Annotated in this window: 20 protein-coding genes; 5 read left to right on the top strand and 15 right to left on the bottom strand. The window is 69.4% G+C overall.

Annotated elements, in window-relative coordinates; all coding sequences use genetic code 11:
• Nucleotides 1-118: 118 nt before the first annotated feature.
• From uvrB to ACFV9G_RS08890, 7 genes are all read right to left on the bottom strand, one after another.
• Complete coding sequence (gene uvrB / locus ACFV9G_RS08920; protein WP_378726888.1) at nt 119-2,245, bottom strand: excinuclease ABC subunit UvrB; 2,127 nt, start codon at nt 2,243-2,245, stop codon at nt 119-121.
• Between the two features lie 10 nt (nt 2,246-2,255).
• Complete coding sequence (locus tag ACFV9G_RS08915; protein WP_378726886.1) at nt 2,256-3,944, bottom strand: phospholipid carrier-dependent glycosyltransferase; 1,689 nt, start codon at nt 3,942-3,944, stop codon at nt 2,256-2,258.
• 102 nt (nt 3,945-4,046) lie between these two features.
• A complete protein-coding gene (locus ACFV9G_RS08910; RefSeq protein WP_378726884.1) occupies nt 4,047-5,216 on the bottom strand; it encodes a sulfotransferase family protein in 1,170 nt (389 codons plus the stop codon).
• Nucleotides 5,209-6,003 (bottom strand): SDR family oxidoreductase, encoded by a 795-nt coding sequence (locus ACFV9G_RS08905; RefSeq protein WP_378726882.1) that lies wholly within the window; start codon nt 6,001-6,003, stop codon nt 5,209-5,211. Before ACFV9G_RS08905 ends, ACFV9G_RS08910 begins: the two co-directional genes overlap by 8 nt.
• Before the next feature lie 40 nt (nt 6,004-6,043).
• Nucleotides 6,044-8,410, bottom strand: a complete 2,367-nt coding sequence (locus ACFV9G_RS08900) for a protein kinase (RefSeq protein WP_378726880.1) — start codon at nt 8,408-8,410, stop codon at nt 6,044-6,046.
• Nucleotides 8,411-8,469: 59 nt separating this feature from the next.
• Entirely contained in the window at nt 8,470-9,636 is a 1,167-nt protein-coding gene (locus tag ACFV9G_RS08895) for a hypothetical protein (RefSeq protein ID WP_378726878.1), read from the bottom strand.
• Nucleotides 9,633-10,517 carry a TIGR03619 family F420-dependent LLM class oxidoreductase gene (locus ACFV9G_RS08890; RefSeq protein ID WP_378726876.1) on the bottom strand — a complete coding sequence of 295 codons (885 nt, stop codon included), beginning with the start codon at nt 10,515-10,517 and terminating at the stop codon, nt 9,633-9,635. Before ACFV9G_RS08890 ends, ACFV9G_RS08895 begins: the two co-directional genes overlap by 4 nt.
• A 47-nt stretch (nt 10,518-10,564) precedes the next feature.
• Here ACFV9G_RS08890 and ACFV9G_RS08885 point away from each other — a divergent pair, with 47 nt between their 5' ends.
• Together ACFV9G_RS08885 and ACFV9G_RS08880 are read left to right on the top strand one after the other, a co-directional pair.
• The gene (locus tag ACFV9G_RS08885) at nt 10,565-11,050 is read left to right on the top strand and encodes a nitroreductase/quinone reductase family protein (protein WP_378726874.1); all 486 of its coding nucleotides are present in this window, start codon (nt 10,565-10,567) and stop codon (nt 11,048-11,050) included.
• Nucleotides 11,051-11,063: 13 nt separating this feature from the next.
• Nucleotides 11,064-11,489: a nuclear transport factor 2 family protein gene (locus tag ACFV9G_RS08880; RefSeq protein WP_378726872.1), complete on the top strand. Its 426-nt coding sequence runs from the start codon at nt 11,064-11,066 to the stop codon at nt 11,487-11,489.
• A gap of 3 nt (nt 11,490-11,492) precedes the next feature.
• On the opposite strand, the gene ACFV9G_RS08875 is transcribed toward ACFV9G_RS08880, so the two are convergent.
• The gene (locus ACFV9G_RS08875) at nt 11,493-11,882 is read right to left on the bottom strand and encodes a winged helix-turn-helix transcriptional regulator (RefSeq protein ID WP_378726870.1); all 390 of its coding nucleotides are present in this window, start codon (nt 11,880-11,882) and stop codon (nt 11,493-11,495) included.
• Between the two features lie 77 nt (nt 11,883-11,959).
• Between ACFV9G_RS08875 and ACFV9G_RS08870 the strand changes: the two genes are divergently transcribed.
• On the top strand, nt 11,960-12,676 hold the full coding sequence (locus tag ACFV9G_RS08870) for an SDR family NAD(P)-dependent oxidoreductase (protein WP_378726868.1): 717 nt from the start codon (nt 11,960-11,962) through the stop codon (nt 12,674-12,676).
• A 104-nt stretch (nt 12,677-12,780) separates the two neighbouring features.
• Here ACFV9G_RS08870 and ACFV9G_RS08865 read toward each other — a convergent pair whose 3' ends face one another.
• The 7 genes from ACFV9G_RS08865 to ACFV9G_RS08835 all read right to left on the bottom strand — a co-directional run bounded on the left by ACFV9G_RS08865 (nt 12,781) and on the right by ACFV9G_RS08835 (nt 18,300).
• A complete protein-coding gene (locus tag ACFV9G_RS08865; RefSeq protein WP_378726866.1) occupies nt 12,781-13,296 on the bottom strand; it encodes a hypothetical protein in 516 nt (171 codons plus the stop codon).
• Nucleotides 13,297-13,351: 55 nt separating this feature from the next.
• Entirely contained in the window at nt 13,352-14,080 is a 729-nt protein-coding gene (locus tag ACFV9G_RS08860; protein ID WP_378726864.1) for a class I SAM-dependent methyltransferase, read from the bottom strand.
• A gap of 49 nt (nt 14,081-14,129) precedes the next feature.
• Nucleotides 14,130-14,900 carry a 3-oxoadipate enol-lactonase gene (gene pcaD, locus ACFV9G_RS08855; RefSeq protein WP_378726862.1) on the bottom strand — a complete coding sequence of 257 codons (771 nt, stop codon included), beginning with the start codon at nt 14,898-14,900 and terminating at the stop codon, nt 14,130-14,132.
• 135 nt (nt 14,901-15,035) lie between these two features.
• On the bottom strand, nt 15,036-15,617 hold the full coding sequence (locus ACFV9G_RS08850; protein ID WP_378726861.1) for a hypothetical protein: 582 nt from the start codon (nt 15,615-15,617) through the stop codon (nt 15,036-15,038).
• Between the two features lie 151 nt (nt 15,618-15,768).
• Nucleotides 15,769-16,836 (bottom strand): 2Fe-2S iron-sulfur cluster-binding protein, encoded by a 1,068-nt coding sequence (locus ACFV9G_RS08845; protein ID WP_378726859.1) that lies wholly within the window; start codon nt 16,834-16,836, stop codon nt 15,769-15,771.
• Nucleotides 16,826-17,131 carry a hypothetical protein gene (locus ACFV9G_RS08840; RefSeq protein ID WP_378726857.1) on the bottom strand — a complete coding sequence of 102 codons (306 nt, stop codon included), beginning with the start codon at nt 17,129-17,131 and terminating at the stop codon, nt 16,826-16,828. Before ACFV9G_RS08840 ends, ACFV9G_RS08845 begins: the two co-directional genes overlap by 11 nt.
• Entirely contained in the window at nt 17,131-18,300 is a 1,170-nt protein-coding gene (locus ACFV9G_RS08835; RefSeq protein ID WP_378726855.1) for a Rieske 2Fe-2S domain-containing protein, read from the bottom strand. The genes ACFV9G_RS08840 and ACFV9G_RS08835 overlap by 1 nt, the downstream gene beginning before the upstream one ends.
• Before the next feature lie 110 nt (nt 18,301-18,410).
• Here ACFV9G_RS08835 and ACFV9G_RS08830 point away from each other — a divergent pair, with 110 nt between their 5' ends.
• Together ACFV9G_RS08830 and ACFV9G_RS08825 are read left to right on the top strand one after the other, a co-directional pair.
• Nucleotides 18,411-19,613: an acyl-CoA dehydrogenase family protein gene (locus tag ACFV9G_RS08830; protein ID WP_378726853.1), complete on the top strand. Its 1,203-nt coding sequence runs from the start codon at nt 18,411-18,413 to the stop codon at nt 19,611-19,613.
• Nucleotides 19,614-19,639: 26 nt separating this feature from the next.
• Nucleotides 19,640-20,716, top strand: a complete 1,077-nt coding sequence (locus tag ACFV9G_RS08825; RefSeq protein WP_378726851.1) for an acyl-CoA dehydrogenase family protein — start codon at nt 19,640-19,642, stop codon at nt 20,714-20,716.
• Nucleotides 20,717-21,216 lie beyond the last annotated feature (500 nt).

The raw sequence follows: 21,216 nt of genomic DNA, 5'->3' as shown, positions 1-21,216 counted from the left end.
CCGCGAGGCCGCCTGCGGCCGAGCGTGTCGAGACCAACACGGTCCCCTCTGCGCTCGATGGCACCGTGTTGGTCTCGACACGCCTTCGCCTAGCGGCTCCGGCGGCTCGACCAGCGCACTACTTGGTGGCTTCCATCATCTGCCGGAGCTCCTTCTTGAGGTCGGAGATCTCGTCGCGCAGACGGGCGGCGACCTCGAACTGGAGCTCGGCGGCGGCGCCCTTCATCTGCTCGGTGAGGTCGCCGATGAGCTGAGCCAGGTCGGAGGAGGGGAGGCCGACGAGGCCGCGCTCGCGCGCCTCGCGGGCAGCGTCGCCGAGCATCGGGGTGGGGGCCTTGGCGGAGGTCTTGCCCGCACGGCCCTTGGCCTCGGTGCCGGCCCAGGTGTTGAGCAGCTCCTGGGTCGACTCGTCCTCGCGGGCGAGCATGTCGGTGATGTCGGCGATCTTCTTGCGCAGCGGCTGCGGGTCGATGCCGTTGGCCTCGTTGTAGGCCACCTGGATCGCGCGGCGGCGGTTGGTCTCCTCGATCGCCGACTCCATGGAGGGGGTGATCTTGTCGGCGTACATGTGGACCTGGCCGGAGACGTTTCGGGCCGCACGTCCGATGGTCTGGATCAGCGACTTGTCCGAGCGCAGGAAGCCTTCCTTGTCGGCGTCGAGGATCGAGACCAGCGACACCTCCGGGAGGTCGAGCCCTTCACGGAGCAGGTTGATGCCGACCAGGACGTCGTACTCCCCCAGCCGCAGGTCGCGGAGGAGCTCGATCCGCTTGAGGGTGTCGACCTCGGAGTGGAGATAGCGCGTGCGGATCCCGGCATCGAGCAGGTAGTCGGTGAGGTCCTCGGACATCTTCTTGGTGAGCGTGGTGACCAGGACGCGCTCGTTCTTGGCGACCCGGTCGTTGATCTCACCGATCAGGTCGTCGATCTGGCCCTTGGTCTGCTTGATGATCACCTCGGGGTCGATCAGTCCGGTCGGGCGGATGATCTGCTCGACGGTGTCGCCGCCGACCTTGTCGAGCTCGTAGTTGCCCGGGGTCGCGGAGAGGTAGATCGTCTGGCCGATCCGCTCGAGGAACTCCTCCCACTTCAGCGGACGGTTGTCCTGGGCGCTGGGCAGCCGGAAGCCGTGCTCGACCAGGTTGCGCTTGCGGGACATGTCGCCCTCGTACATCCCGCCGACCTGCGGGACCGCGACGTGGGACTCGTCGACGACGAGGACGAAGTCCTCAGGGAAGTAGTCGAGCAGGCAGTTGGGCGCCGAGCCGCGCTCGCGGCCGTCAATGTGCATCGAGTAGTTCTCGATCCCGGAGCAGGACCCGACCTGGCGCATCATCTCGATGTCGTAGGTCGTGCGCATCCGCAGCCGCTGCGCCTCGAGCATCTTGCCCTGCTTCTCGAACGTGCTCAGCTGCTGGTCGAGCTCGGCCTCGATGCCGTCGATCGCGCGCTCCATACGCTCGGGGCCGGCGACGTAGTGGGTCGCCGGGAAGACGTAGAGCTCCTGGTCCTCGGTGAGGACCTCGCCGGTGACCGCGTGCAGCGTCATCAGCCGCTCGATCTCGTCGCCGAAGAACTCGATCCGGACCGCGTGCTCCTCGTAGACCGGGAAGATCTCCAGAGTGTCTCCCCGCACCCGGAAGGTGCCACGGGTGAAGGAGAGGTCGTTGCGGGTGTATTGGATCTCCACCAGCCGGCGCAGGATCGAGTCGCGGTCGTGCTCCTCCCCCACCCGCAGCCGGATCATCCGGTCGACGTACTCCTGCGGGGTGCCGAGACCGTAGATGCACGACACCGTGCTCACCACGATGACGTCGCGCCGGGTCAGCAGCGAGTTGGTGGCCGAGTGGCGCAGCCGCTCGACCTCCTCGTTGATCGAGGAGTCCTTCTCGATGTAGGTGTCGGTCTGGGGGACGTACGCCTCGGGCTGGTAGTAGTCGTAGTAGGAGACGAAGTATTCGATCGCGTTGTCCGGGAAGAGCTGGCGCAGCTCGTTGGCGAACTGGGCGGCCAGGGTCTTGTTGGGCTGCAGCACCAGCAGCGGACGCTGCAGCTGCTCGGCGGTCCAGGCCACCGTCGCCGTCTTTCCGGTGCCGGTCGCGCCGAGGAGGACGACGTCCTTGACGCCGTCCTGGATCCGCTTGGTGATCTCCGCGATCGCGGCCGGTTGGTCGCCCGAGGGTTGGTAGTCGGAGACCACCTTCAACGGGGCGACGCGACGCTCGAGATCGGTGACTGGACGCATGATTCCTAGGCTACGCGGGACCACCGACATTCGAGCCTGCGCGGTCGCGAGGCGATGTCCTGAGCTTGTCGAAGGGAACGAGCGAGCGCGCAACGCGAGAAGGTCGAGCGAGCGCAGCGGGTGAGCCTGCGAACCCGCGAAGCGGGTCGAGACCCGTGCTGTTTCGCGGAGCATCTCCACGAGACCGCCAGACGAGCGGGAGGAGCACCGCAGCGAGCGCGCAGAGCGCCCCGATCCCGAGCACGACGTACGGCAGCGGCCGGATCTCGGGAAGCAGGCGATCCGCCCCGAAGTGGATCTGGGTGCGCACCCAGGTGGCGAAGGTGGCGGCCGTCATCCCCACCAGGAACGCCGAGACGACGGCCGCCGCGATCTCCTCCCGACGCCGGATCTCGCCCCACGGCATCGCGTCGACGATGGCCAGCAGACCGACCGAGACCACGATCGCCACCAGCGGCATGATCGTCATCAGGTAGCGCTCGTGCGGGTTGCCGCCCCCGGAGCGGAACTGGGCGAGGTTGACGATGATCACGAACGCGTGCGCGATCAACACCAGCAGGCCCACGGTCGCCACCGACGGCACCCGGGGCGCGCCGACGACGAGACCGTGCTCGCGGCCGTGGTCACGCAGGCGTGCGACGACCCCCAGGACGAGCCCGAGCAGCGCCACGAACGTGATGACGTCGATGATCCAGTGCAGCCCGGTGCCACGCAGCTGAAGCGGCACCCACAGGTGGTCGTACCAGCCGTGCCAGAAGCGCGGCGCGGTCATCACCTCGAACCAGGTGTCGATCTGCACCCGCTGGTAACGCTCCAGGAGCGCCGAGGTCGCGGTCGCGTCGCCGTAGAGCACGATGTTGCGTACATAGAACCAGCCGATCGCCAGGCCAGGCACCCCGGTGGCGATCGCGGTCAGCCAGCTGGCCCGGAGCAGGCCCTTCCGGGTGCGGTCACGGAGCAGCAGCGTCACCCCGAGCGCGGCACCGCACATGATCACCGTGATCACCCCGGGCGCCTTCGTCGCAGCGGCCAGGGTTCCGGCGACCGCCATCACGATCATCCGGTTCCGGGTCACCCCGAGGCGGAGGATGCGCAGGGTCGCGAGCACGGTCAGCGACGAGGCCGCCACCGCGAGGCTGTCGTTCATGATGAACCCCGCCGCGACCGCCAGCACGGCCGGCGAGGCCGTGATCGCAGTGGCGAGCATCGCCGCGGCCGGGCGCCGCGGGGTGACCTCGAAGGCGATCAGACCGACCAGGAACACCAGCGCTCCGTACGCCAGGGCGCTCACCGCACGCATCCCGGCGATCAGCACGTGCGGGTTCTCGAGTGCGTCGGCCAGGGCGACCCACGGCACGCCGAGGAGGTAGTAGAGCGGCGGATGATTGGCGGTCCAGATCATCCGGTGGCGATCGAACTCCTCCCGGTTGGCGCCGCGGGTGATCTGGGGGAAGCGCGCCCGGTCGTGCGCCACCGGCGTGTCGATCGTGGGCAGGTCGCCCGCGAGGAGCGAGATGGCGTACGACGCGTTCGGGCCCTCGTCACGCGCGTGGTACGACAGCGCCTGGGTGGTGGCGACGTAGAGGCTCATCGAGGCCGTGAACGCGCCCAGCAGCGCGAGCACCGTGACCAGCCTGGCCGACGGCCTGGCGGGCGCCTCCGTCGGCTCGGCGCTCAGCACCGCAGCGGCATGGCTCATCACATGGCTCCCCTGGTCGGACGGCGTCATGAGCCGCACCCCGGTGAGCTCGCGTCGAACCGTAGGACACCTCGATGGAGCAGTGGTGGAGGCCGTACGGAATCAGAGAGTGAACGCCTGGCGAACCTCGTCCTCCGTCAGCCCGTAGTCGGCCAGGCTGTAGTCGTGCTTGGGCCGGGCGCTCCCCGAACGGGACTCGGCGTCGATGCGGGAGACCTCGGCTCGGGCAGCATCGCTCCACGGGATGTCGAAGTGGGCGTAGATGTTCGCGACGGTGCCGACGGGGTCCTGGACGAAGCCGCGGTAGTCGACGTCGAGGAACTGCGCCGCGTCGTACCTCTTCCGAGTCTCACCGAAGGAGCGCCACGAGCGGGAGAGCATCTCCAGCTGGGTCTCCCCGATGGTCTCCCCGACGAACGTGGTCGACATCCCCGCGGTCGCCTCGGCGGAGAGCGAGCAGCCGGAGGCGACCGAGACGATCGGGTCGCGGTGGGTGACCACCACGAGCGCGTCGGGGTAGACCTCCATCAGCGCGTCGAGCGCGACCAGGTGGGAGGGGTTCTTGAGCACCCAGCGCTTCTCGGGATCGTTGAGGCCGATGAGCTGCAGGGAGCGGCGGTGGACCTCGTACGCGTCGCGCCAGTCCTGCTTCGCCAGCCAGGCCGAGTAGCGCGGGACGTTGGCCAGCGACTCGAACGAGATCGACTTGCCGCTCTGCCGCAGCAGCCGCCAGCACTCCTCGACGCTGGTGGCGTCCATGTAGTGGATCCCCATGAACTCGGGGTTGGCGACGTGGTGCTGCCGGTAGGCGCCCTGGATCGCGTTGAAGACCGGGTTCTGCTCCCAGGTCTCGCGCGGGGGCCTCGGCTGGGGGAACTCGGTCAGCCAGGTCTCCAGGCCCTGGTGGGCCGGGTCGGCGGCCAGGAGCCGGTGCAGCGCGGTGGTGCCGGTGCGGACGAGTCCGGTGACGAAGATCGGCCGCTCGATGCGTACGTCCTGGTGCTGGGGGAACTCCGCGAGCCGGGCTTGCGTCATGAGCCGGCCGACGAGGGCCGACTTCACCTGGGAGCGGTGGAAGTAGTTGCCGACCGGGGTCAGCCCGGCCTCGGGGCTCGCCAGGTCCTCGACGAGGAGCCGGAGCCCCTCCTCGTGGTCGGTCCCGCCGAAGTCGCTCAGCCCGGTGGTGCGGACCGCGGCCGCGCAGATGTCCTCGTACGTCCCGACGTCCGCCCGCTCACGGGGCGCAGTCTCTTCCGGGCGCGTCTCAGTCATGGAACTCCCCGCAGTCCACGTTGAGCACGGTCCCGGTGACCGCGGAGGCCAGGTCGCTGGCCAGGAACAGCGCGGCCCGGGCGACCTCCTCGGGGGTGGCGAGCCGCTTCAGGTCGGTGGGGGCGGCCTTCTCGTCGTAGACGTCTTGATGGGTCCGTCCGGACTCGGAGGCGATCCAGTCGAAGTAGGACTTGTTGACGTCCTCGTAGATGTAGGACGGCGCGACGGAGTTGACCCGGATGCCGCGCGGGCCGAGCTCGGTGGCCAGCGACGAGGACAGGTGCGCGAGAGCGCCCTTGGAGAGCTTGTAGCCCGCGAACTCCGGCTGGCTCTGGTAGAGCACCGCGGAGTTGATCATCACGATCGAGCCGCCGGGCTTGTCCGGGGTGGCCGCGAGCGCGTCGGCGAAGAGCGCCGAGAGCCGCAGCGGGGCGTACACGTTGGACTCCTGGGCCAGCCGGAGCGCGTCGAGCGGGATCTGGGTGAGCGGGTCCATCGGCGGGATGCCGAAGGCGTTGTTGAGGAGCACGTCGACGCGCCCGAACTCCTCCAGCGCGGCGTCAACCAGGTGCCGGCGCGCGTCCTCGTCGGTGATGTCGGTCGGTACCACGAGCGCACGTCGTCCGTGCTCCTCGATGACGCCGGCCATCTTCTGCAGTCGCTTCTCGGTGCGGCTCGCGAGCACCAGGTCGGCGCCCATCAGCGCAGCCTGCTCGCCCAGCGAGCGGCCGAGGCCGGGGCCGACCCCCGAGAGCACGACGACCTTGCCATCCAGGAGTCCAGTCATGGCGCCTAGACTAGAACGTGTTTCAGTTTTTTGTAAGGGGTCAGTCGGGAAGAGCGAATCTGGCGACCTCGTCGACCCATTCGGCGTACGCCCCGACCTCCTGCGGCACGTCCTGCGTCCGGACGAGGTCGGCGAAGGCGCGGTGCACCCGGGACCAGTCGGCGCACGAGCCGCACGTCGCCCGCCCGCAACCGGCCGTGTGCTCGCGGGCGACCTTCTCGAGGACCTTCCGGAACGTGGCGCCGTCGTCCCCCTCCGCCAGCGCCTCGACCACGGCGCCGAGCACCTGCGCGGCCTGGGCGGGGGCGCCGACCAGGATCGCCATCAGGATCCCGAGGGCTCGCAGCGCCGAGGGCTCGGCAGTGGTGCTCGCGACCGGCGCCGTACGCGCCAGCCGATAGAGCGTGAGCAGCTTCCTCGCGCCTCCGGGCGTCGCGCAGAAGCGGGCCAGCTCGCTGGTGAACAGCGCCTCCCCCGGGGAGAGCTCGAAGCTCTCCACCACGACCTGGCGCCCGGACCGGTCGCCGACACCCGTGGCCAGCGCCGCGGGCCACGACGGCACCGCCTGGCGCATCAGCGACCGCATGAATCGCACCGCCGGTTCACCCGAGAACGCCCGCAGCGCGAACGGCACGTCGAAGATCCGGGACAGGTACGCCGCAGGCTCCGCCACCCGCCCCTCGAGCGATCGCCGCAGCATCCGCGCGTCCACGGCCGCCACGACCGCGACACCCTCCCTGCCACCCAGCTCGTCGATCGCCTGCAGCACTCCGGCCGCCGTGGCCGGGTCGCACCTGTCCAGGTCGTCGACGTAGACGATGGTCCGGCTCGACTGCGGACCCGGTGGCGGCCCGGGCGGCGCCGCCCGCAGTGCGGCCTCGTAGGCCGCGACCTCTCGATCCATCGCCGCGAGCGCCATGGTGGCACCCATCGGCTGGGCCCGGCGCTTACCGCGCTGGCCGTCGTCCTCCGTCACCCCGGCCAGTGCCGCCTGCAGCTCGGCCTTCCGCCGCTGCGCCGCCTGGTGTTTCGCGACCAGTGGCGGCGGCTGGCTTCGCCCCGCACCCCGGACGCTGTCGAGCACCGCGCCGGCGACGTCACCGTCGGCGTAGTGACGGGCGTCGATGCGTACGTGCCTGGTCCGGGCCGCATAGGCGGCATCGTTCTCGCCCAGCCACTCGATGCGCTCCTCGACCTTGCGTATGAAGGTCGACCGGCCGCTCCTGGGCAGCCCCTGGACGGCCACCGAGATCGGCAGCTGGGTGTAGGCAGAGGCCAGCAGCCGGGCCATGCGGTCGACGTCGAACCGGTGGCCGAGGACGTCGTCGTCATGGTCGGCCCACTCCGGTTCGACGACGGGGCTGGTAACGGGGCTGGTAACGGGGCTGGCGACGGGGGCCGCGACGGGGCCGGTCACGATCGGCACCTCGGCGGTGTCCCCCGCGTCCGACGGCTCGGCTTCCTCCAGGACCGGGACCGGGTCCGGCGCGACCTCGATCGCAGGAACCTCGGGAACTTCGGCGACCTCGGCGACCTCGTCGTCCGACCCCGGTTCGGGCATCTCGGCGAGCGGAGTGACCGGCAGCCCGATCTCCACCTCGACCGCCTGGAGCGCCTTGGCGAAGTCGGCCGCGCTCCAGTGCCGCGCGGCGCGGCGCTTGCACATCGCCTTGCGCAGCGCCTCCTCGAACGAGGCCGGGATGTCGGCGCGGTCGATGGCCACCGGGTCGTGCTCCCGGATCCGCTCGGGCAGCGCCTCGCGTGCCCCGCGATCCCCCTCGAACGGCGTACGTCCCGCCAGCAACGTGTAGCAGGTCGCGCCCAGGCTCCAGATGTCCGCCCAGGCGCTCGGCTCCGGCGGGTCGGAGAGCATCTCCGGCGCCATCCACGGCAGCGAGGTCGAGCCGGCGCCACCGGGACGCCCGGCCGAGGAGAGGCTGCCGAAGCCGACCAGCTGTGGCTCTCCGGCCGCGGTGAGCAGGATGTTCGCGGGCTTCACGTCGCCGTGCAGGATCCCGTGCCGCGCGGCGACGTCGAGCGCGCCCGCGATCTTGATCGTGATGCTCAGCGCCTCGGCGACCGAGAGCCGTTCACCCTCCCAGTCGGGACTCAGGTCTCCACCGGAGCGGTAGTCCATCACCACGAAGCTGCGGTCGTCGTCGGAGACCCCGACCGCGTGCAGGGGCAGCACGTGCGGATGAGCGGCGAGCTCGGAGACCTCCTTGGTCTCCCGGGCGAGCGCGTCCTGGGTCTCGCCGCTGAGCCGGTCGTTCCAGACCTTCACGACGACGTCGACCCGCTCCTGCGACCACTCGTAGAGGAAGACGTCGGAGGATCCGCCCGCGCCGATCAGCCGGCGGTGCCGGAATCCCGGAATCGACGGTGGCTCGAGGTGGGGGCTGGCCATGGGCGGCAATCATAGGGGCCGTACGCCATGGCGTCTCCGGCCCCTCCTCGTGCCCAAGATCAGCTCAGCATTCTGCGCGCAACTGCCCGCTGACGTGCGGCGATCCGGTCCGCATACCCCCCGGGGCTCAGCGTCTCGGTGTGCGGGAGCAGGGCGCCGACGTCCGCCAGGCCCACCCGGTGGACCACCGGCCCGTCGGCTGCGGAGAGGTCGCGTTCGAGCCGCTGCCAGCGCAGCATCAGTGAGCCGGTGCGGTGGCCGGTGGTCTCGAGCCAGTTGGCGATCGGCTTGCCGTCCAGGGGCGGGCGCTCCGAGATCACGAAGCGCATCACGCCGTCGGGGTCGGTGACCGCCTGGGCCTTGGTGAGGCTGGTCTGGTGGGTCTCGTAGTCGGTCGAGGCGTACCAGTCCGAGCCGACCTGGATGCCCTGGTAGGTGCAGTCGTCGCACCGCGGCACCTCGACCACGAGCGCCTCGTCCTCGGTAAGCTCGTAGTGCCCGATCGAGGAGAACTGCGACTCCAGCCCGCCCGGCGTGCGGGCCGGGACCGTGAGCGTGTTGACCGGTTCCTTGTACTGGAAGAACTGAGGGAAGGCGAACCAGGTCTGGATCGAGCCGGTCAGCGAACGGGCGGCGACCTCGTACTTCTTCCGGAGCAGCTCCTGGGTGAGCGGGCGGCGCGGCCGGCCGAGGGTGTCGGGGCGCTCGATGGTGATCGAGCCACGGCTCTCGGTGTCCCAGTCGTTGAAGACCTCGCGCACGATCAGGGTCTTCGCGCCCGGCTCGGCCGTGTAGGTGAACTCGAAGGAACCGTCGTAGTCGAGCTGCAGCTTGCGGTCGTCGAAGGCCATCAGGCTGGTCGCCGCGGAGTCGGCGGTGTAGGCGCCGCCCATCACCTGGAACGAGAGATCGGCGCTGGTCCCGCGCCTGCCCCGGACCACGTACTCGACGCCCTCTCGCAGGTAGGCGTTGAAGTAGATGGCGTCGGGGTTGTCGAGGCCCTGCTTGGAGAACTGGTGGGTCGGGTTCACGAACAGCGGCTGCTCGAGGTCGTAGTCGAACGCTGTCTGCATCGCCATCCGGATCCGGCCGGAGAGGTACTCGTACCCCTCGAGACGGTCGGCCTCGGTCCGGATGAAGGGCGCGTTCGCGATCAGCTCTTCCGCCTCCGCGATCGCCTGCTGGAGCGGTTCGGTCAGGCCGTACGCCGCGCTCTGCCCGGTCACTGCCCAGCCTTCGCGATGATGTTCTCCGCGTACCACTCCAGGTGCTTGATCTTCTTCTCCAGCGGCTCGGGGTCGGCGCCCTTCACGTAGGGGTCACGGAACCCGACGATGCAGTCGGTCACGCCCTTGTCCTCGAGCCGTTTGATCCCGTCGAGGTCGTACGCGTCGTAGCTGATCACGTGGACCTCGAAGTCGTCGCGGGTGTCACCCTCCTCGGCCCGGATCTCGGCGAGACGCACCAGGAGGCGGTCGAGCTCCTCGCCTTCGCCGCCGGCGTGCATCCAGCCGTCGCCCTTGAGGACCGCGCGCCGCAGCGCGGCGTCGGCGTGGCCACCGACGAGCAGCGGGATCTTCTCGGTGGGCGCGGGGCGCTGCTGGAGCGGCGTGAACGTGTAGAACTCCCCGTCGTAGCCGAAGAAGTCACCGCTCGGGTCGGTGAGGCCGCGGAGAATGTCCATGCACTCGTCCATCCGCTTGCCACGGCGCTTCCAGTCGACGCCGAGGGCGGCGAAGTCCTCCGGCCACGGCGACAGACCGACACCGAGACCGAGCCGGTTGCCGGAGAGGAACGCGAGGCTCGAGGCCTGTTTGGCGGCCAGCACCGGCGGGCGCACCGGCAGCTTCACCACGAACGGGGTCAGGCGCAGCGTCTCGGTCACCGCGAAGAGGTGGGCGCACAGGATGAACGCCTCGATGAACTCCTTGCCCTGCAGGAACTCGCGGTCGCCGGTGTCGGTGTAGGGATAGGTGGAGTCGGACTCCTCGGGATAGATCAGGCTGTCGGCCACCGTCATGCTGGTGTAGCCGGCCGCCTCCGCCGCTTGAGCCAGCGGTGCGTAGTAGTCGGCCTGCGTCATTGCCTCGGCATAGGTGAAGCGCATGAGCCATACACTAGAACGTGTTCTAAGTTTCTGCCAGAGTGTTGGCCATGTCTCCTTCTCTCGAGCGTCCCGCAGGCCTCGACTCGCCGCTGACGGCGAGGTTCATCAAGTACGGCGCCCGCGCCAACACGGCGCTGTTCAAGCTGACCAACGGTCGTGTCGGCGGTCGATGGCGGGTGATGGCGGGCTGGCGCAAACCCGCGCCCGTCCTGCTGCTCGAGCACATCGGGCGCAAGTCCGGCCGCACGTTCACCACTCCCCTGCTGTTCATGCGGTCCGGATCCGAGCTGGTCGTGGTCGGCTCCCAGGGCGGCCTGCCGAAGGACCCGCAGTGGGTCGCCAACCTGCGCGCCCAGCCCGACGTCGCCGTCCGCGTCCCCCGTCGCGGGCAGCTGCTCGTCCGTGCCCGTGTCGCCGACCCGACCGAGCGGGCCGCGCTGTGGCCGCGGCTGCTGGAGACGTACGCGGACTTCGAGACCTACCAGACCTGGACCGACCGGGAGATCCCGGTCATCGTCCTCTCGCCTCGCTGAAGGAGCCGTTCCGATGGACGTTCAAGAGCTGATCGACCGCGCCGAGATCACCGACGCGCTCACCCGCTACACCCTGGCCGTCGACGACGGCGACTGGGACGCGCTCGACACCGTGTTCGCACCCGATGCCACGATCGACTACTCCGAGTCCGGCGGCACCGTCGGCGAGGTGGCCGACGTCAAGAAGTGGCTCGCCGAGATGCTGCCCGCGTTCTCCAGCAAGCGGCTGCACACCATCGGCCAGGTCGGCATCACCTTCACCGAGACGGGCGCGGATGTCGTGGCGTACTTCGACAACCCGATGGTCATCGCCGACGGCTCTGGTGGCGAGCGCGTCGTCGAGGTCGGCGGCCGCTACCGGCACTCCTTCGTGCGTACGCCGGACGGCTGGCGCTCCCGCCACCTGCACGAGGAGGTCTTCTGGACCCGCGGGTTCTGAGCCTCAGGCTGCCTGGCCCCGCACGACCCAGTCCGCGAGGCCGGCCAGGGGCACGAGCAGCTCGCGCCCGCGGTCGCTCAAGGCGTACTCCACACCGGGCGGGACCGTCGGGAAGACCGTACGCGTCACGATCCCGTCCTCCTCCAGCGTGCGGAGGGTCCGGGTCAGCATGCGCTGGCTGATCCCCTCGACCCGGCGGCGCAGCTCGTTGTAGCGGTGGGGGCGCTCGGCCAGCATCATCACGACCAGCAGCGTCCACTTGTCGCCGAGCATCTGCAGGGTCTGAGTGACCGGACACGCCTCGTACTCCCCCGCCGGCACCTGCGCCGGCAACCCGGGCCCGAGAGCCTCGCTCACGATGTGCCGGGGCACATCGGTGTTCCCATCTGACATTGAAGTGCCTTCTTCCGCGATCGCCGCCGGGCGGCGAGGGTTGCTGACATCAGCAACCTATCCGTGAGGGAGAAGAGATGAGCACGATCGCGGTCCTGGGCGTCGGCCCCGGCCTCGGCATGTCGGTGGCACAGCGGTTCGCCAAGGAGGGGTACGCCGTCGGCCTGGTCTCGCGCAGCGCCGACCGCCACCCTGGCTATCTAGGGGCGCTCGCAGCAAGCGGAGTGCGCGCCGTCGCGGTGGCCGCGGACCTCCGCGAGCCCGGCGGCGTCGCCCGCGCCCTCGACGAGATCACCTCGGAGCTCGGCCCGGTCGACGTCGTCTACCACGGCCCCGGCGCCCACGACCTTCGCGCGCCTTCCGTCGGGATTCTCGAGACCGCTCCCGACGACATCCGCCGTGCGGTCGCCGAGACCGTCGAGCCTGCCGCCGAGGTCGCCGGCCTCGTCCTGCCCGCGATGCGCTCCCGCGGCAGCGGCTCGCTGATCTACGTCTCCGGCCTCAGCGCCCTCGTCCCGCTCCCGTTCCTGGGCCCCTACGCCCCCGCCTCCGGCGCCCTGCGCACCTACGCCCGCACCCTCGCCGCCGCGGCGGCGGAGGACGGCGTCCACGTCGGCTCCCTCGTCGTCGGCGGCCTGATCGAGCGCGGCGACATCCACCAGATGCTCACCGGTACCGATGCCAGCGCCCCCTTCGCCACCCTTGATCCTGACGAGGTCGCGGACGCGGTCTGGCGCCTGGCCTCGGGGATCGAGGACGAGGTCGTCTTCGACGCGCTCACGCAGCGCCTCTGAGACCACAGAAGCGTGGGGTGTCACGACCTTCGCTTCTGGTTTGCTGAAGCACAAGCGATAGGCACGGCAGGCGCGGTGGCCGGTAATGGAGCGTTGTCCGAGGCTTACGAGTGACTCGCGGTTGCGGCAAGGACCCAGAGGCCGAGCGCCGTAGGCGCCAAGGTCGTCCACGTCGCCGCCAACTCGGAGTCACCCGACGACAGGCCGAGACCGATGAGCGTCACAGCCGGCGCGACCGCGGTCGCGATGCACACAGCTACCCAGAACCGTCGCGGCTTCGGCGAGAGAGGGATCAGTACGGATAGCACGCCCAGCAGCATGAACAAGCAGAGTGCGACAGTGGCGATCAGCCCTGCGAACACGAAGACGTGTGAGGCATGGCTTCCGAAATCGGCGTCTGGGTTGCTGACCAGGACTTTCGCGTACGCCAGCGCCGACCAGATCGCCTTGACCTCGCGGCGATCATTTCCAGCCGAGTCGTCGATGCTGACCAGCACAGGAGCGGTCAAGGACACAACCAGCAGAATCAGCGCGCCCACGGCCTGGGTGGTGCGCAGGCGTTGGTCCAGTTCTGCCACGGTGCGTTCGACGGCGCTGGCCTGCTCGCTCGCGTTCCTCACCTGGCAAAGGTAACCGCCGAAGCAGGACTAGCCAGGCATTGCAGCGCCAAGTCCCTCAAGCATTCACACGGGCGAGGAAGACGTTCTCCAGGCCCGGGCGGTCGGGGGCGTCGCGTACGTCCTCCACGGTGAAGCCATGGGCGAGGAGGTCATGCTCGACCTCGGCGCGGTCGCGGAAGCGGAGGGTGGAGGTCGATGTGAGGACATCGGATCCGATGGTGGTGGAGCCCTCGAAGGTGACGAGCGGGAGGTCGACGACGGTCACCGTGCGGGTGACGACCGCGGTGCGGCCGTCCGGCAGGGAGACAGTCTTCGGGGCGATGTTCCAGCCCTCCCATGCGCGAACCTCCGGCTGACGGGTCTCGAAGACCAGGCACCCGCCAGGGCGGAGGGCGGCACGGACCGCGGTCAGCGTGGCGGACCAGTCCTCGTCGGCGACGAAGACCTGGGCGACATTGCCGGTCATGACGACCATGTCGGCCTCGCCTGCGGCACCGGCGAGCGTAGTCGCGTCACCGGTGATCCAGGTGACGCGGTCGGCGTACGGCTTGGTGCGGGCGACCTCCACGGACGCGCCCGCCGGATCGACGCCGACGACGGAGAAGCCGTCGCCCGCCAGTCGTACGGCGAGCGAGCCCGTGCCGCAGCCGAGGTCGATGATGCGACGGGCCCCGATCTCCCGGGCGATCGCGACGTAGGCGTCCAGGTCGGAGCGGTCGTCGTCGAAGACGTCGTAGAGCACGGCCTGGCGAGCGTCGGCGAACGCGGCATCTGGTTCTCGCATCAGCGCCGAACCTAGCCAGGTCACGCCGTCGCGCGCACGTGGGTTTCGCTCACCTCGCCAGCAGGTGGTCGATGATCGCCGGGGTGATGGTCCAGGGCTGCTGCGCGTTGGCCAGGTGCGCGGAGTCACGGACGACCAGCACACCACCGTCCTCGACCGCGTCGGCGATCGCCTCCAGATGAGGCGGCGGGGTCGCCGGGTCGTCAGCGCCGGCGATGGCCAGGGTCGGAGCGGTGATCGCGGGGAGGTCGTCACGCAGGTCCATGGCCGCGATGACCTCGCAGCAGCCGGCGTAGCCCTCGGCCGGGGTGGCGGCGACCATCGCCTCGCAGGTGGCCTTGACGTCGGGGTTGGCCTCGAGGAAGCCGGGCGTGAACCAGCGGGCGACGACCGCCTCGGCGACGGCCCCGGTCCCGTGCGCGCGTACGGTCGCCGCTCGATCGAGCCAGGCGGAGGACGGGGTCAGCTGTGCCCCGGTGCACAGGACCACCAGACGCTCGACGCGCTCCGGGTTGCGGGCGGCGAGCCGCATCCCGGTCATGCCCCCGAGCGAGAGGCCCACGAAGTGGACCCGCTCGACGCCGAGGCGGTCCAGCAGGGCCACGACGTCGTCGGCCAGATCGTCGATCGAGTAGGGGCCGGGGCGTACCGGCGAGGCTCCGTGTCCGCGGGTGTCGTAGCGCACCACCCGGAAGTGCCGCTCGAGCTCGGCCAGGTTCTCGTCCCACATCGCGTGGGTGGCGCCCAGCGAGTTCGACAGGACCACCACCGGCCCGTCGGGCCGCCCCGTGACGACGTGATGGACGTCCACCGCGTTCATGAAGCCACCCACTCGAGGCGGGCCGGGAGGCGCTGTGCTGCACGGATGACGTCCATGCCAGGAAATCTAGGATCGCCCGACCGATAATGGGAAGTATCGATTAGGCACCCATTGATACGCCCCGTGTATCAACCCTCAGCCGAGGCCAGGGCGCGCGTGCAGCCCGCCGCCGGACTCGTAGAGCAGACCCTTGTCCTTGATGAGCTGACCGGCGCCGGCCAGGATCGGACTGTCGCCCACGGCGGAGCCCGCCATCGAGACGATCGCCTCGAACATCTTGATCGCGGCGTCGTCGACGGCCGGCCAGTTCCACTGCGAAGGAGCGGCGCCGACCGGCTCCACCGCGTGCCAGCGGGTCGCACGGGCCTCAGCCATGGTGGTGAGGGTGCTCCAGCCGAGGCCACCGATGCCGACGACGCCACCGAAGTTGAGGCCGATCAGGCCCCAGCCGTTGCACTGGTACTCGAAGGCCGAAGGACCGAACTCGGACTCGTCCAGCTCGACCCGGGTGATCACCGGCTCGGGGCCGGTGTTGGGGGCGTAGAGCTTGAACGCCGGCCGGGCCGCGAGCAGCGAGGCCGAGGCCGTCGTGGTGATCTCGCTCAACGGCTGGCCGGGTGCCGAGTAGGCGTCGAAGACCCTGAAGCCGAGGTCGAGGGCATAGCCGACGACGAAGCGCCGGTCGTCCTGGGCTGCGTAGAAGTTGCGATTGAACACGTGTGGGGAGACCTCGCTAGAGCCCTACCGGTCACCCGACGTGCAGCATGTCGAGGGACCCGATGGGGATGTGGTTCGGGCAGCGCGACACTATCGCGCCGGATGCCGGGACCCGGCAACCGGTTGGTGATCTGTATCTCTCGCGAGTCCCTCAGGAGTACGTGCCGCGGACGGTGTCGGTGGTCGGCAACGACTGGCAGCCCAGCCGGATCCCGTCGTCGAGATCCTCCTGCTCGAGCACGTCGTTGCGCACCATCTTCACCTCGCCCTCGAGCAGCCGGAACGCGCACGCCGAGCACTCGCCCTCGCGGCACGAGTACGGCGCCTTGACGCCCTTCGCCTCGAGGAAGTCGAGCATCGGGGTGCCCGGGTCCCAGTCGTCGTACGTCGTCGTGGCGCCGTCGAGCTCGATCTCCAGCGTCACGGGCTGCTTGGCGACCCCGTCCACGGCCTCGGCGGGCTCGACGACCTCCGCCTCGGCCTCCTCGACCGGAGCGATATCGCCGAACGGGTTGCCGCCCAGGGAGGCGAACTTCTCCTGGTGCCGCCGCGCTCGCGGGAACTCCAGCTCCTTGAGCGCCGCGATCGTCGCCTTCATGAACGGCGCCGGCCCACAGACGAAGGCGTCGTACGTCAGCCGGTCGGCCGCGAAGGCCTTGAGCTGCTCGCCGGTGGGCAGCCCCTGGACCGACTCGAGCCAGTGGACCACCTGGAGCCGGTCCGGATGCTCGGCGGCGAGCCGCGCCCACTCCTCGGCGAAGATCACCGAGCGCTCGTCACGGTTGGCGTAGAAGACCACGATCCGCCCCGTGCCCTCGCGCAGGGCCGTGCGCGCGATCGAGATGATCGGCGTGACGCCCGAACCGCCGGCGAAGAGCAGGAAGTCGGCGTCGATGTTGGCCGGCGTAAAGATTCCGCTCGGCGGAAGGACTCGCAAGGTGTCGCCGGGGCGGAGGTTGTCGCAGATCCAGTTCGACGCGTAGCCGTCCACTGTGCGCTTCACGGTCACCGTGAGCGGATCACCCGGCGCACTGGAGAGCGAGTAGCACCGGGCCGCGAGCCCGTCGCGGTCGCTCGGAACCGCGACGGTCAGGAACTGGCCCGGCTTCGGCAGGAAGGCGTCCCTCGCATTCTCGGGCACCTCGAACACGATCGAGTGCGCGTCGGCGGTCTCCTTGACCACGTCGCTGACGGGCAGCAGGAAAGAGTCAGTAGCCATCTTCGGCTCCGATCTGGATCCGGCCGTCGGCGACGGCTGCTTCGATGGAGGCTGCCAGACGAGGGCAGCGGGCATGGACGAGCCGCTCGCCGTTGGCGGCGGCCTTGCGGCGTACGAGATCCGGACACTGGGCCTGCGCCTCGGCCGTCCACTGGACGGAGGTCTGGTGCTCGCTGTTCTTCTTCACCCCGACGCGGGCAAGGCAGTCGAGGCACTCCACCTCGACCAGGCGGGCCTGGGTGTAGAGCCGCTGGTCCTCGATGGTGTCCTGCGACGTCGGGACGAACGAGGCCATCAACTGACCCCTGCGTCGCTCGACTCAGGGTTCTCCGCCTTCTCGGCCTCGATCCGGCGCAGGTTCTCGGCGACCTCCTCGTGCCAGAACTCGTTGGCCTTGGTGGTGTCGACCTCGAACTCGAACCGGGCCCGCATCTCGGGCTCGACGTCGGCGACGTCGACGTAGAACTGCTCGTACCAACGACGCAGCTGGTAGACCGGGCCGTCCTCCTCGCACAGCAGGGGGTTCTGCACGGGAGCCTTGTTCTCCCAGATGGCCACGTCCTGGAGGAACCCGTCGCCGAACATGTCGGCGTACTTCTTGCCGATGAAGTTCGCGGTCTTGTCGTCGAGACCCTCGGGCTTCTTGACGGTGATCCCGTACTGCAGCAGGAACGAGTCCGGGCCGGTCGGGATGTGGCAGTTGATCAGGATCACCTCGGTCACGAAGCCCTTGTAGTCGACCTCGAGCCAGTTGATCATGTACGCCGGGCCGTAGTAGGTCGCCTCGGACTTCAGGAACATGTCGGCGTCGCCGTAGCCGCCGGCGACGTCGGGACGCCCCTTGGACGCCATGTACTGCGTCGCGGTGTGGTCCTCGAACACGTTGCGGAAGTCGGTCGGGAAGGCGAAGTGCACGTAGTAGAAGTGCGCCATGTCGACGACGTTGTCGATCAGCTCGCGGCAGTGGCTGCCGTTGATCGGGACCGTGTTCCAGATCCAGTCGGTGTAGACCTCGCGGTTGCTGACGTCGGGGAGCTCCGGCGGCAGGATGTCGTAGTCCGCCTTCGAGCCCTCGGGGTCGTGCCAGATCAACAGCGAGTCGTTGCGGATGACGGTCTCGTACGCCTTGGTGCGGGCGCGCAGCGGGACGCGGCGGGCGTAGGGGATCTGCTTGCAGCGGCCGTCGGTGCCCCAGCGCCAGTCGTGGAACGGACAGCCGATCTCGTCGCCCTTCACTGTGCCCTGGGTGAGGTCGCCGCCCATGTGGCGGCAGTAGCCGTCGAGCACGCCCAGCTCGCCCTTGGTGTCCTCCCAGACGACCAGCTTGCCGCCGAACGCCTCGACCGCGTGGGGCTTGCCGTCCTTGAAGTCGCTGGCCAGGCCCAGACAGTGCCAACCGCGCGCGAAGCGCTCCGGCTGGGAGCCGTGATCGAGCGTGCGGGTCTGGGTGGTGGGGTCGGCCATGGTCGTACCTTCCGCTGGTCTGAGCCTGATGGGCCTGTGCGCTGGGTCTATTCACTAGGTCTATTCGCCGGGTCTATCCAAAATGGTAGAACCTGTTCTAGTTTTATCACATGCATGTGGCCTTGACACCCGCCCAGGAGCAACTTCGCTCAGAGCTCAACTCCTATTTCGCCGAGTTGGTCACGCCGGAGCGCCGCGCTGCGCTCGCGCGGGCATCGGGCGAGTTCGGGGACGAGGCCGACAAGGAGGTCTACCTCTCGACCATCCGGCAGATCGGCGCCGACGGCTGGCTCGGGATCGGCTGGCCGAAGGAGTACGGCGGCCAGAACCGCTCCATGGTGGAGCAGCTGATCTTCACCGACGCCGCCGCGGTGGCCGGGGTGCCGATCCCCTATCTCACGCTCAACACGGTCGGCCCGACGATCATGCGGTTCGGGACCGACGAGCAGAAGGCGTACTTCCTGCCGAAGATCCTGGCCGGGGAGCTGCACTTCTCGATCGGCTACTCCGAGCCGGGCTCGGGGACGGACCTCGCCTCGCTGCAGACGAAGGCGGTTCTCGACGAGGGCACCGGCGAGTGGGTGATCAACGGCCAGAAGATGTGGACCTCGCTCATCCAGTATGCGGACTGGATCTGGCTCGCCTGCCGGACAGAGCCGGAGGCCTCACGCCACAAGGGACTGTCGATGATCCTGGTGCCGACGTCGTCCTCAGGTTTCTCCTATACGCCGGTCCAGACCGTGGCCGGGGTGGGCACCTCGGCGACCTACTACTCCGACGTGCGCGTACCTGCGTCGAACCTCGTCTCCTCGCGCGGGGGCGGCTGGGCGCTGATGACCAATCAGCTCAACCACGAGCGGGTCGCACTCACCTCCGCGGCGCCGCTGGTCCACTCGCTCGGACTGGTGAAGGAGTGGGCGCTCGCCACCACCGCGCCGGACGGCAGCCGGGTGATCGACACCGAGTGGGTCCAGCTGGCCCTCGGACGAGCGCACGCACGCATCGAGGCGCTCTCGCTGATCAACTGGAAGCTTGCCTCGGACGCCGACCACGGGGTCGCGCTCTCGCCGGCCGAGGCCTCGGCGACCAAGGTCTACGGCTCGGAGCTGGCCACCGAGGTCTACCGGACGCTCATGGAGATCGTCGGCCCGCACGCGGGCATCACCGCCGACTCCCCCGGCGCCGTGCTCGCCGGCCGCCTGGAGCGGTTCCACCGTTCCTCGCTGGTGATGACCTTCGGCGGCGGCACGAACGAGATCCAGCGAGACATCATCGGGTACGTGGGCCTCGGCCTGCCTGCCGCCAAGCGCTGACCCACTCCTGACGACAGGGACACACCATGGACTTCTCCTTCACCACCGAATCCGACGACGCCGCCGAGCTCGCGGCCAAGATCATCGGCGACGCGACCGGCGTCGACCGGCTGCGTACGGTCGAGGCGGACGCCGGCGACCGCGGCCGATTCGACACCGCTCTGTGGTCCGCCCTCGGCGAGGCCGGGCTGCTCGGCCTCCACCTGCCCGAGGCCCAGGACGGCGCCGGGCTCGGCCTCGTCGAGCTGTGCCGCGTGCTCGTCGAGGCTGGGCGGCGGGTCGCGCCGGTGCCGCTCGCGGTGCACGGGCCGTGTGGCTTGTTCCTCGCGGAGACCGCAGCGGACGCCCTGGCCGGCGTCGCCGACGGCTCCCGGGTCCTGACGGCCGCGGTCGCCGAGGAGCACTCCCACCTGCCCGAGTCCCCCACCGTCGTCGCCACGGGCGAGACGGTCACCGGCGTGAAGACGCTGGTCAGGGCCGGGATGATCGCCGACGGGTTCCTGGTGACCGCGTCGGCACCGGACGGCACCGTCGGCGTCTTCCTGGTCGAGGCCTCGGCCGAGGGCGTGGACCGCCATGCCCAGCACACCAGCGACGGCGACGTCACCGCACTGGTCTCGTTCACCTCGGCCCCCGCTCGTCGGGTCGGGGACTCCGCGGCCGCCGCCCGCCTCGGCTCGCTGTTGAGCGTGGCCGCGGCCGCCGAGCTGTTGGGCATCACCGAAGGTGCCCTCGAGCTCACCTCGTCCTACGCCAAGACCAGGGAGCAGTTCGGCCGCGCCATCGGCACCTTCCAGGCCGTCTCGCAGCGGCTGGCCGACGGGTTCATCGACGTACTCGCCCAGCGGCTCACCCTCTGGCAGGCGGTCTGGCGGGTCTCCTCCGGCCTGCCGGCCGCCGACCAGGTCGCCGTCGCCAAGCTCTGGGCCGCCGACGCCGCCCACCGCCTCGCCCACACCACCGTCCACGTCCACGGCGGTGTCGGCATCGACCTCGACGGCGAGGCCCATCGCTACTTCACGACCGCCAAGCGGTTCGAGTTCGTCTTCGGCGGAGCCACGGAGCAGGCGCTGCGGATCGGGCGGTCCTTCGCGGCGTCCTGATCGCGCTGCTGGTCCACTGAGAGGCCCTGGCGTCTGCGCCGGGGCCTCTTTCGCGGCTGGTTTTGTTTGTGCTGTATCGCGGCCGGGAACGATGGTGTGCGATAGCGCTTCGTGGTGGTGTTCGGAGTCGGGGCGCTGAGGGGACTTGATGTGTGTCCGTTGGTCTCGGGACCGGGTTCCAGCGCGGGTGGGGCCAATACGTGGCTTGGGTTGGGAGATTTACAAGCCTTGGGGCTTGGGTTGGGTGCCATTTGCCTGTCTTACGGGCTTCCAGCAGCGGTCTGGCTTCGGCTTGGGATACCTGTCCCTGATTGGGTTCACTTGTTTTGTATTGTGTGGTAGGCTCGGCGCAGGCGTAAACGTGATGGCCGACCACCTCTCAAAGAGGCGTGCCTTTCTACCCGAGACACAACGGGTGAGGGGTAATCCAGGGGAACCAGGGGCGTCGACGCTGAGCTGCGAGGGTAAGTAATAGCCCGTACTGCCGGGCCTCCGAGACC

Source organism: Nocardioides sp. NPDC059952 (assembly GCF_042730435.1).
GTDB lineage: Bacteria > Actinomycetota > Actinomycetes > Propionibacteriales > Nocardioidaceae > Nocardioides.
This window is presented reverse-complemented; position numbering and strand designations above follow the sequence as displayed.

Bases quoted from the DNA above. Each gene is read 5' to 3' on its own strand.
- ACFV9G_RS08825 (WP_378726851.1), top strand. From the start codon at position 19,640: ATGGACTTCTCCTTCACCACCGAATCCGACGACGCCGCCGAGCTCGCG.
- ACFV9G_RS08880 (WP_378726872.1), top strand. From the start codon at position 11,064: ATGGACGTTCAAGAGCTGATCGACCGCGCCGAGATCACCGACGCGCTC.
- ACFV9G_RS08875 (WP_378726870.1), bottom strand. From the start codon at position 11,882: ATGTCAGATGGGAACACCGATGTGCCCCGGCACATCGTGAGCGAGGCT.
- ACFV9G_RS08870 (WP_378726868.1), top strand. From the start codon at position 11,960: ATGAGCACGATCGCGGTCCTGGGCGTCGGCCCCGGCCTCGGCATGTCG.
- pcaD (WP_378726862.1), bottom strand. From the start codon at position 14,900: ATGAACGCGGTGGACGTCCATCACGTCGTCACGGGGCGGCCCGACGGG.
- ACFV9G_RS08885 (WP_378726874.1), top strand. From the start codon at position 10,565: ATGTCTCCTTCTCTCGAGCGTCCCGCAGGCCTCGACTCGCCGCTGACG.
- ACFV9G_RS08860 (WP_378726864.1), bottom strand. From the start codon at position 14,080: ATGCGAGAACCAGATGCCGCGTTCGCCGACGCTCGCCAGGCCGTGCTC.
- ACFV9G_RS08840 (WP_378726857.1), bottom strand. From the start codon at position 17,131: ATGGCCTCGTTCGTCCCGACGTCGCAGGACACCATCGAGGACCAGCGG.
- ACFV9G_RS08845 (WP_378726859.1), bottom strand. From the start codon at position 16,836: ATGGCTACTGACTCTTTCCTGCTGCCCGTCAGCGACGTGGTCAAGGAG.
- ACFV9G_RS08905 (WP_378726882.1), bottom strand. From the start codon at position 6,003: ATGACTGGACTCCTGGATGGCAAGGTCGTCGTGCTCTCGGGGGTCGGC.
- ACFV9G_RS08890 (WP_378726876.1), bottom strand. From the start codon at position 10,517: ATGCGCTTCACCTATGCCGAGGCAATGACGCAGGCCGACTACTACGCA.
- ACFV9G_RS08910 (WP_378726884.1), bottom strand. From the start codon at position 5,216: ATGACTGAGACGCGCCCGGAAGAGACTGCGCCCCGTGAGCGGGCGGAC.
- ACFV9G_RS08835 (WP_378726855.1), bottom strand. From the start codon at position 18,300: ATGGCCGACCCCACCACCCAGACCCGCACGCTCGATCACGGCTCCCAG.
- ACFV9G_RS08915 (WP_378726886.1), bottom strand. From the start codon at position 3,944: ATGAGCCATGCCGCTGCGGTGCTGAGCGCCGAGCCGACGGAGGCGCCC.
- ACFV9G_RS08830 (WP_378726853.1), top strand. From the start codon at position 18,411: ATGCATGTGGCCTTGACACCCGCCCAGGAGCAACTTCGCTCAGAGCTC.
- uvrB (WP_378726888.1), bottom strand. From the start codon at position 2,245: ATGCGTCCAGTCACCGATCTCGAGCGTCGCGTCGCCCCGTTGAAGGTG.
- ACFV9G_RS08900 (WP_378726880.1), bottom strand. From the start codon at position 8,410: ATGGCCAGCCCCCACCTCGAGCCACCGTCGATTCCGGGATTCCGGCAC.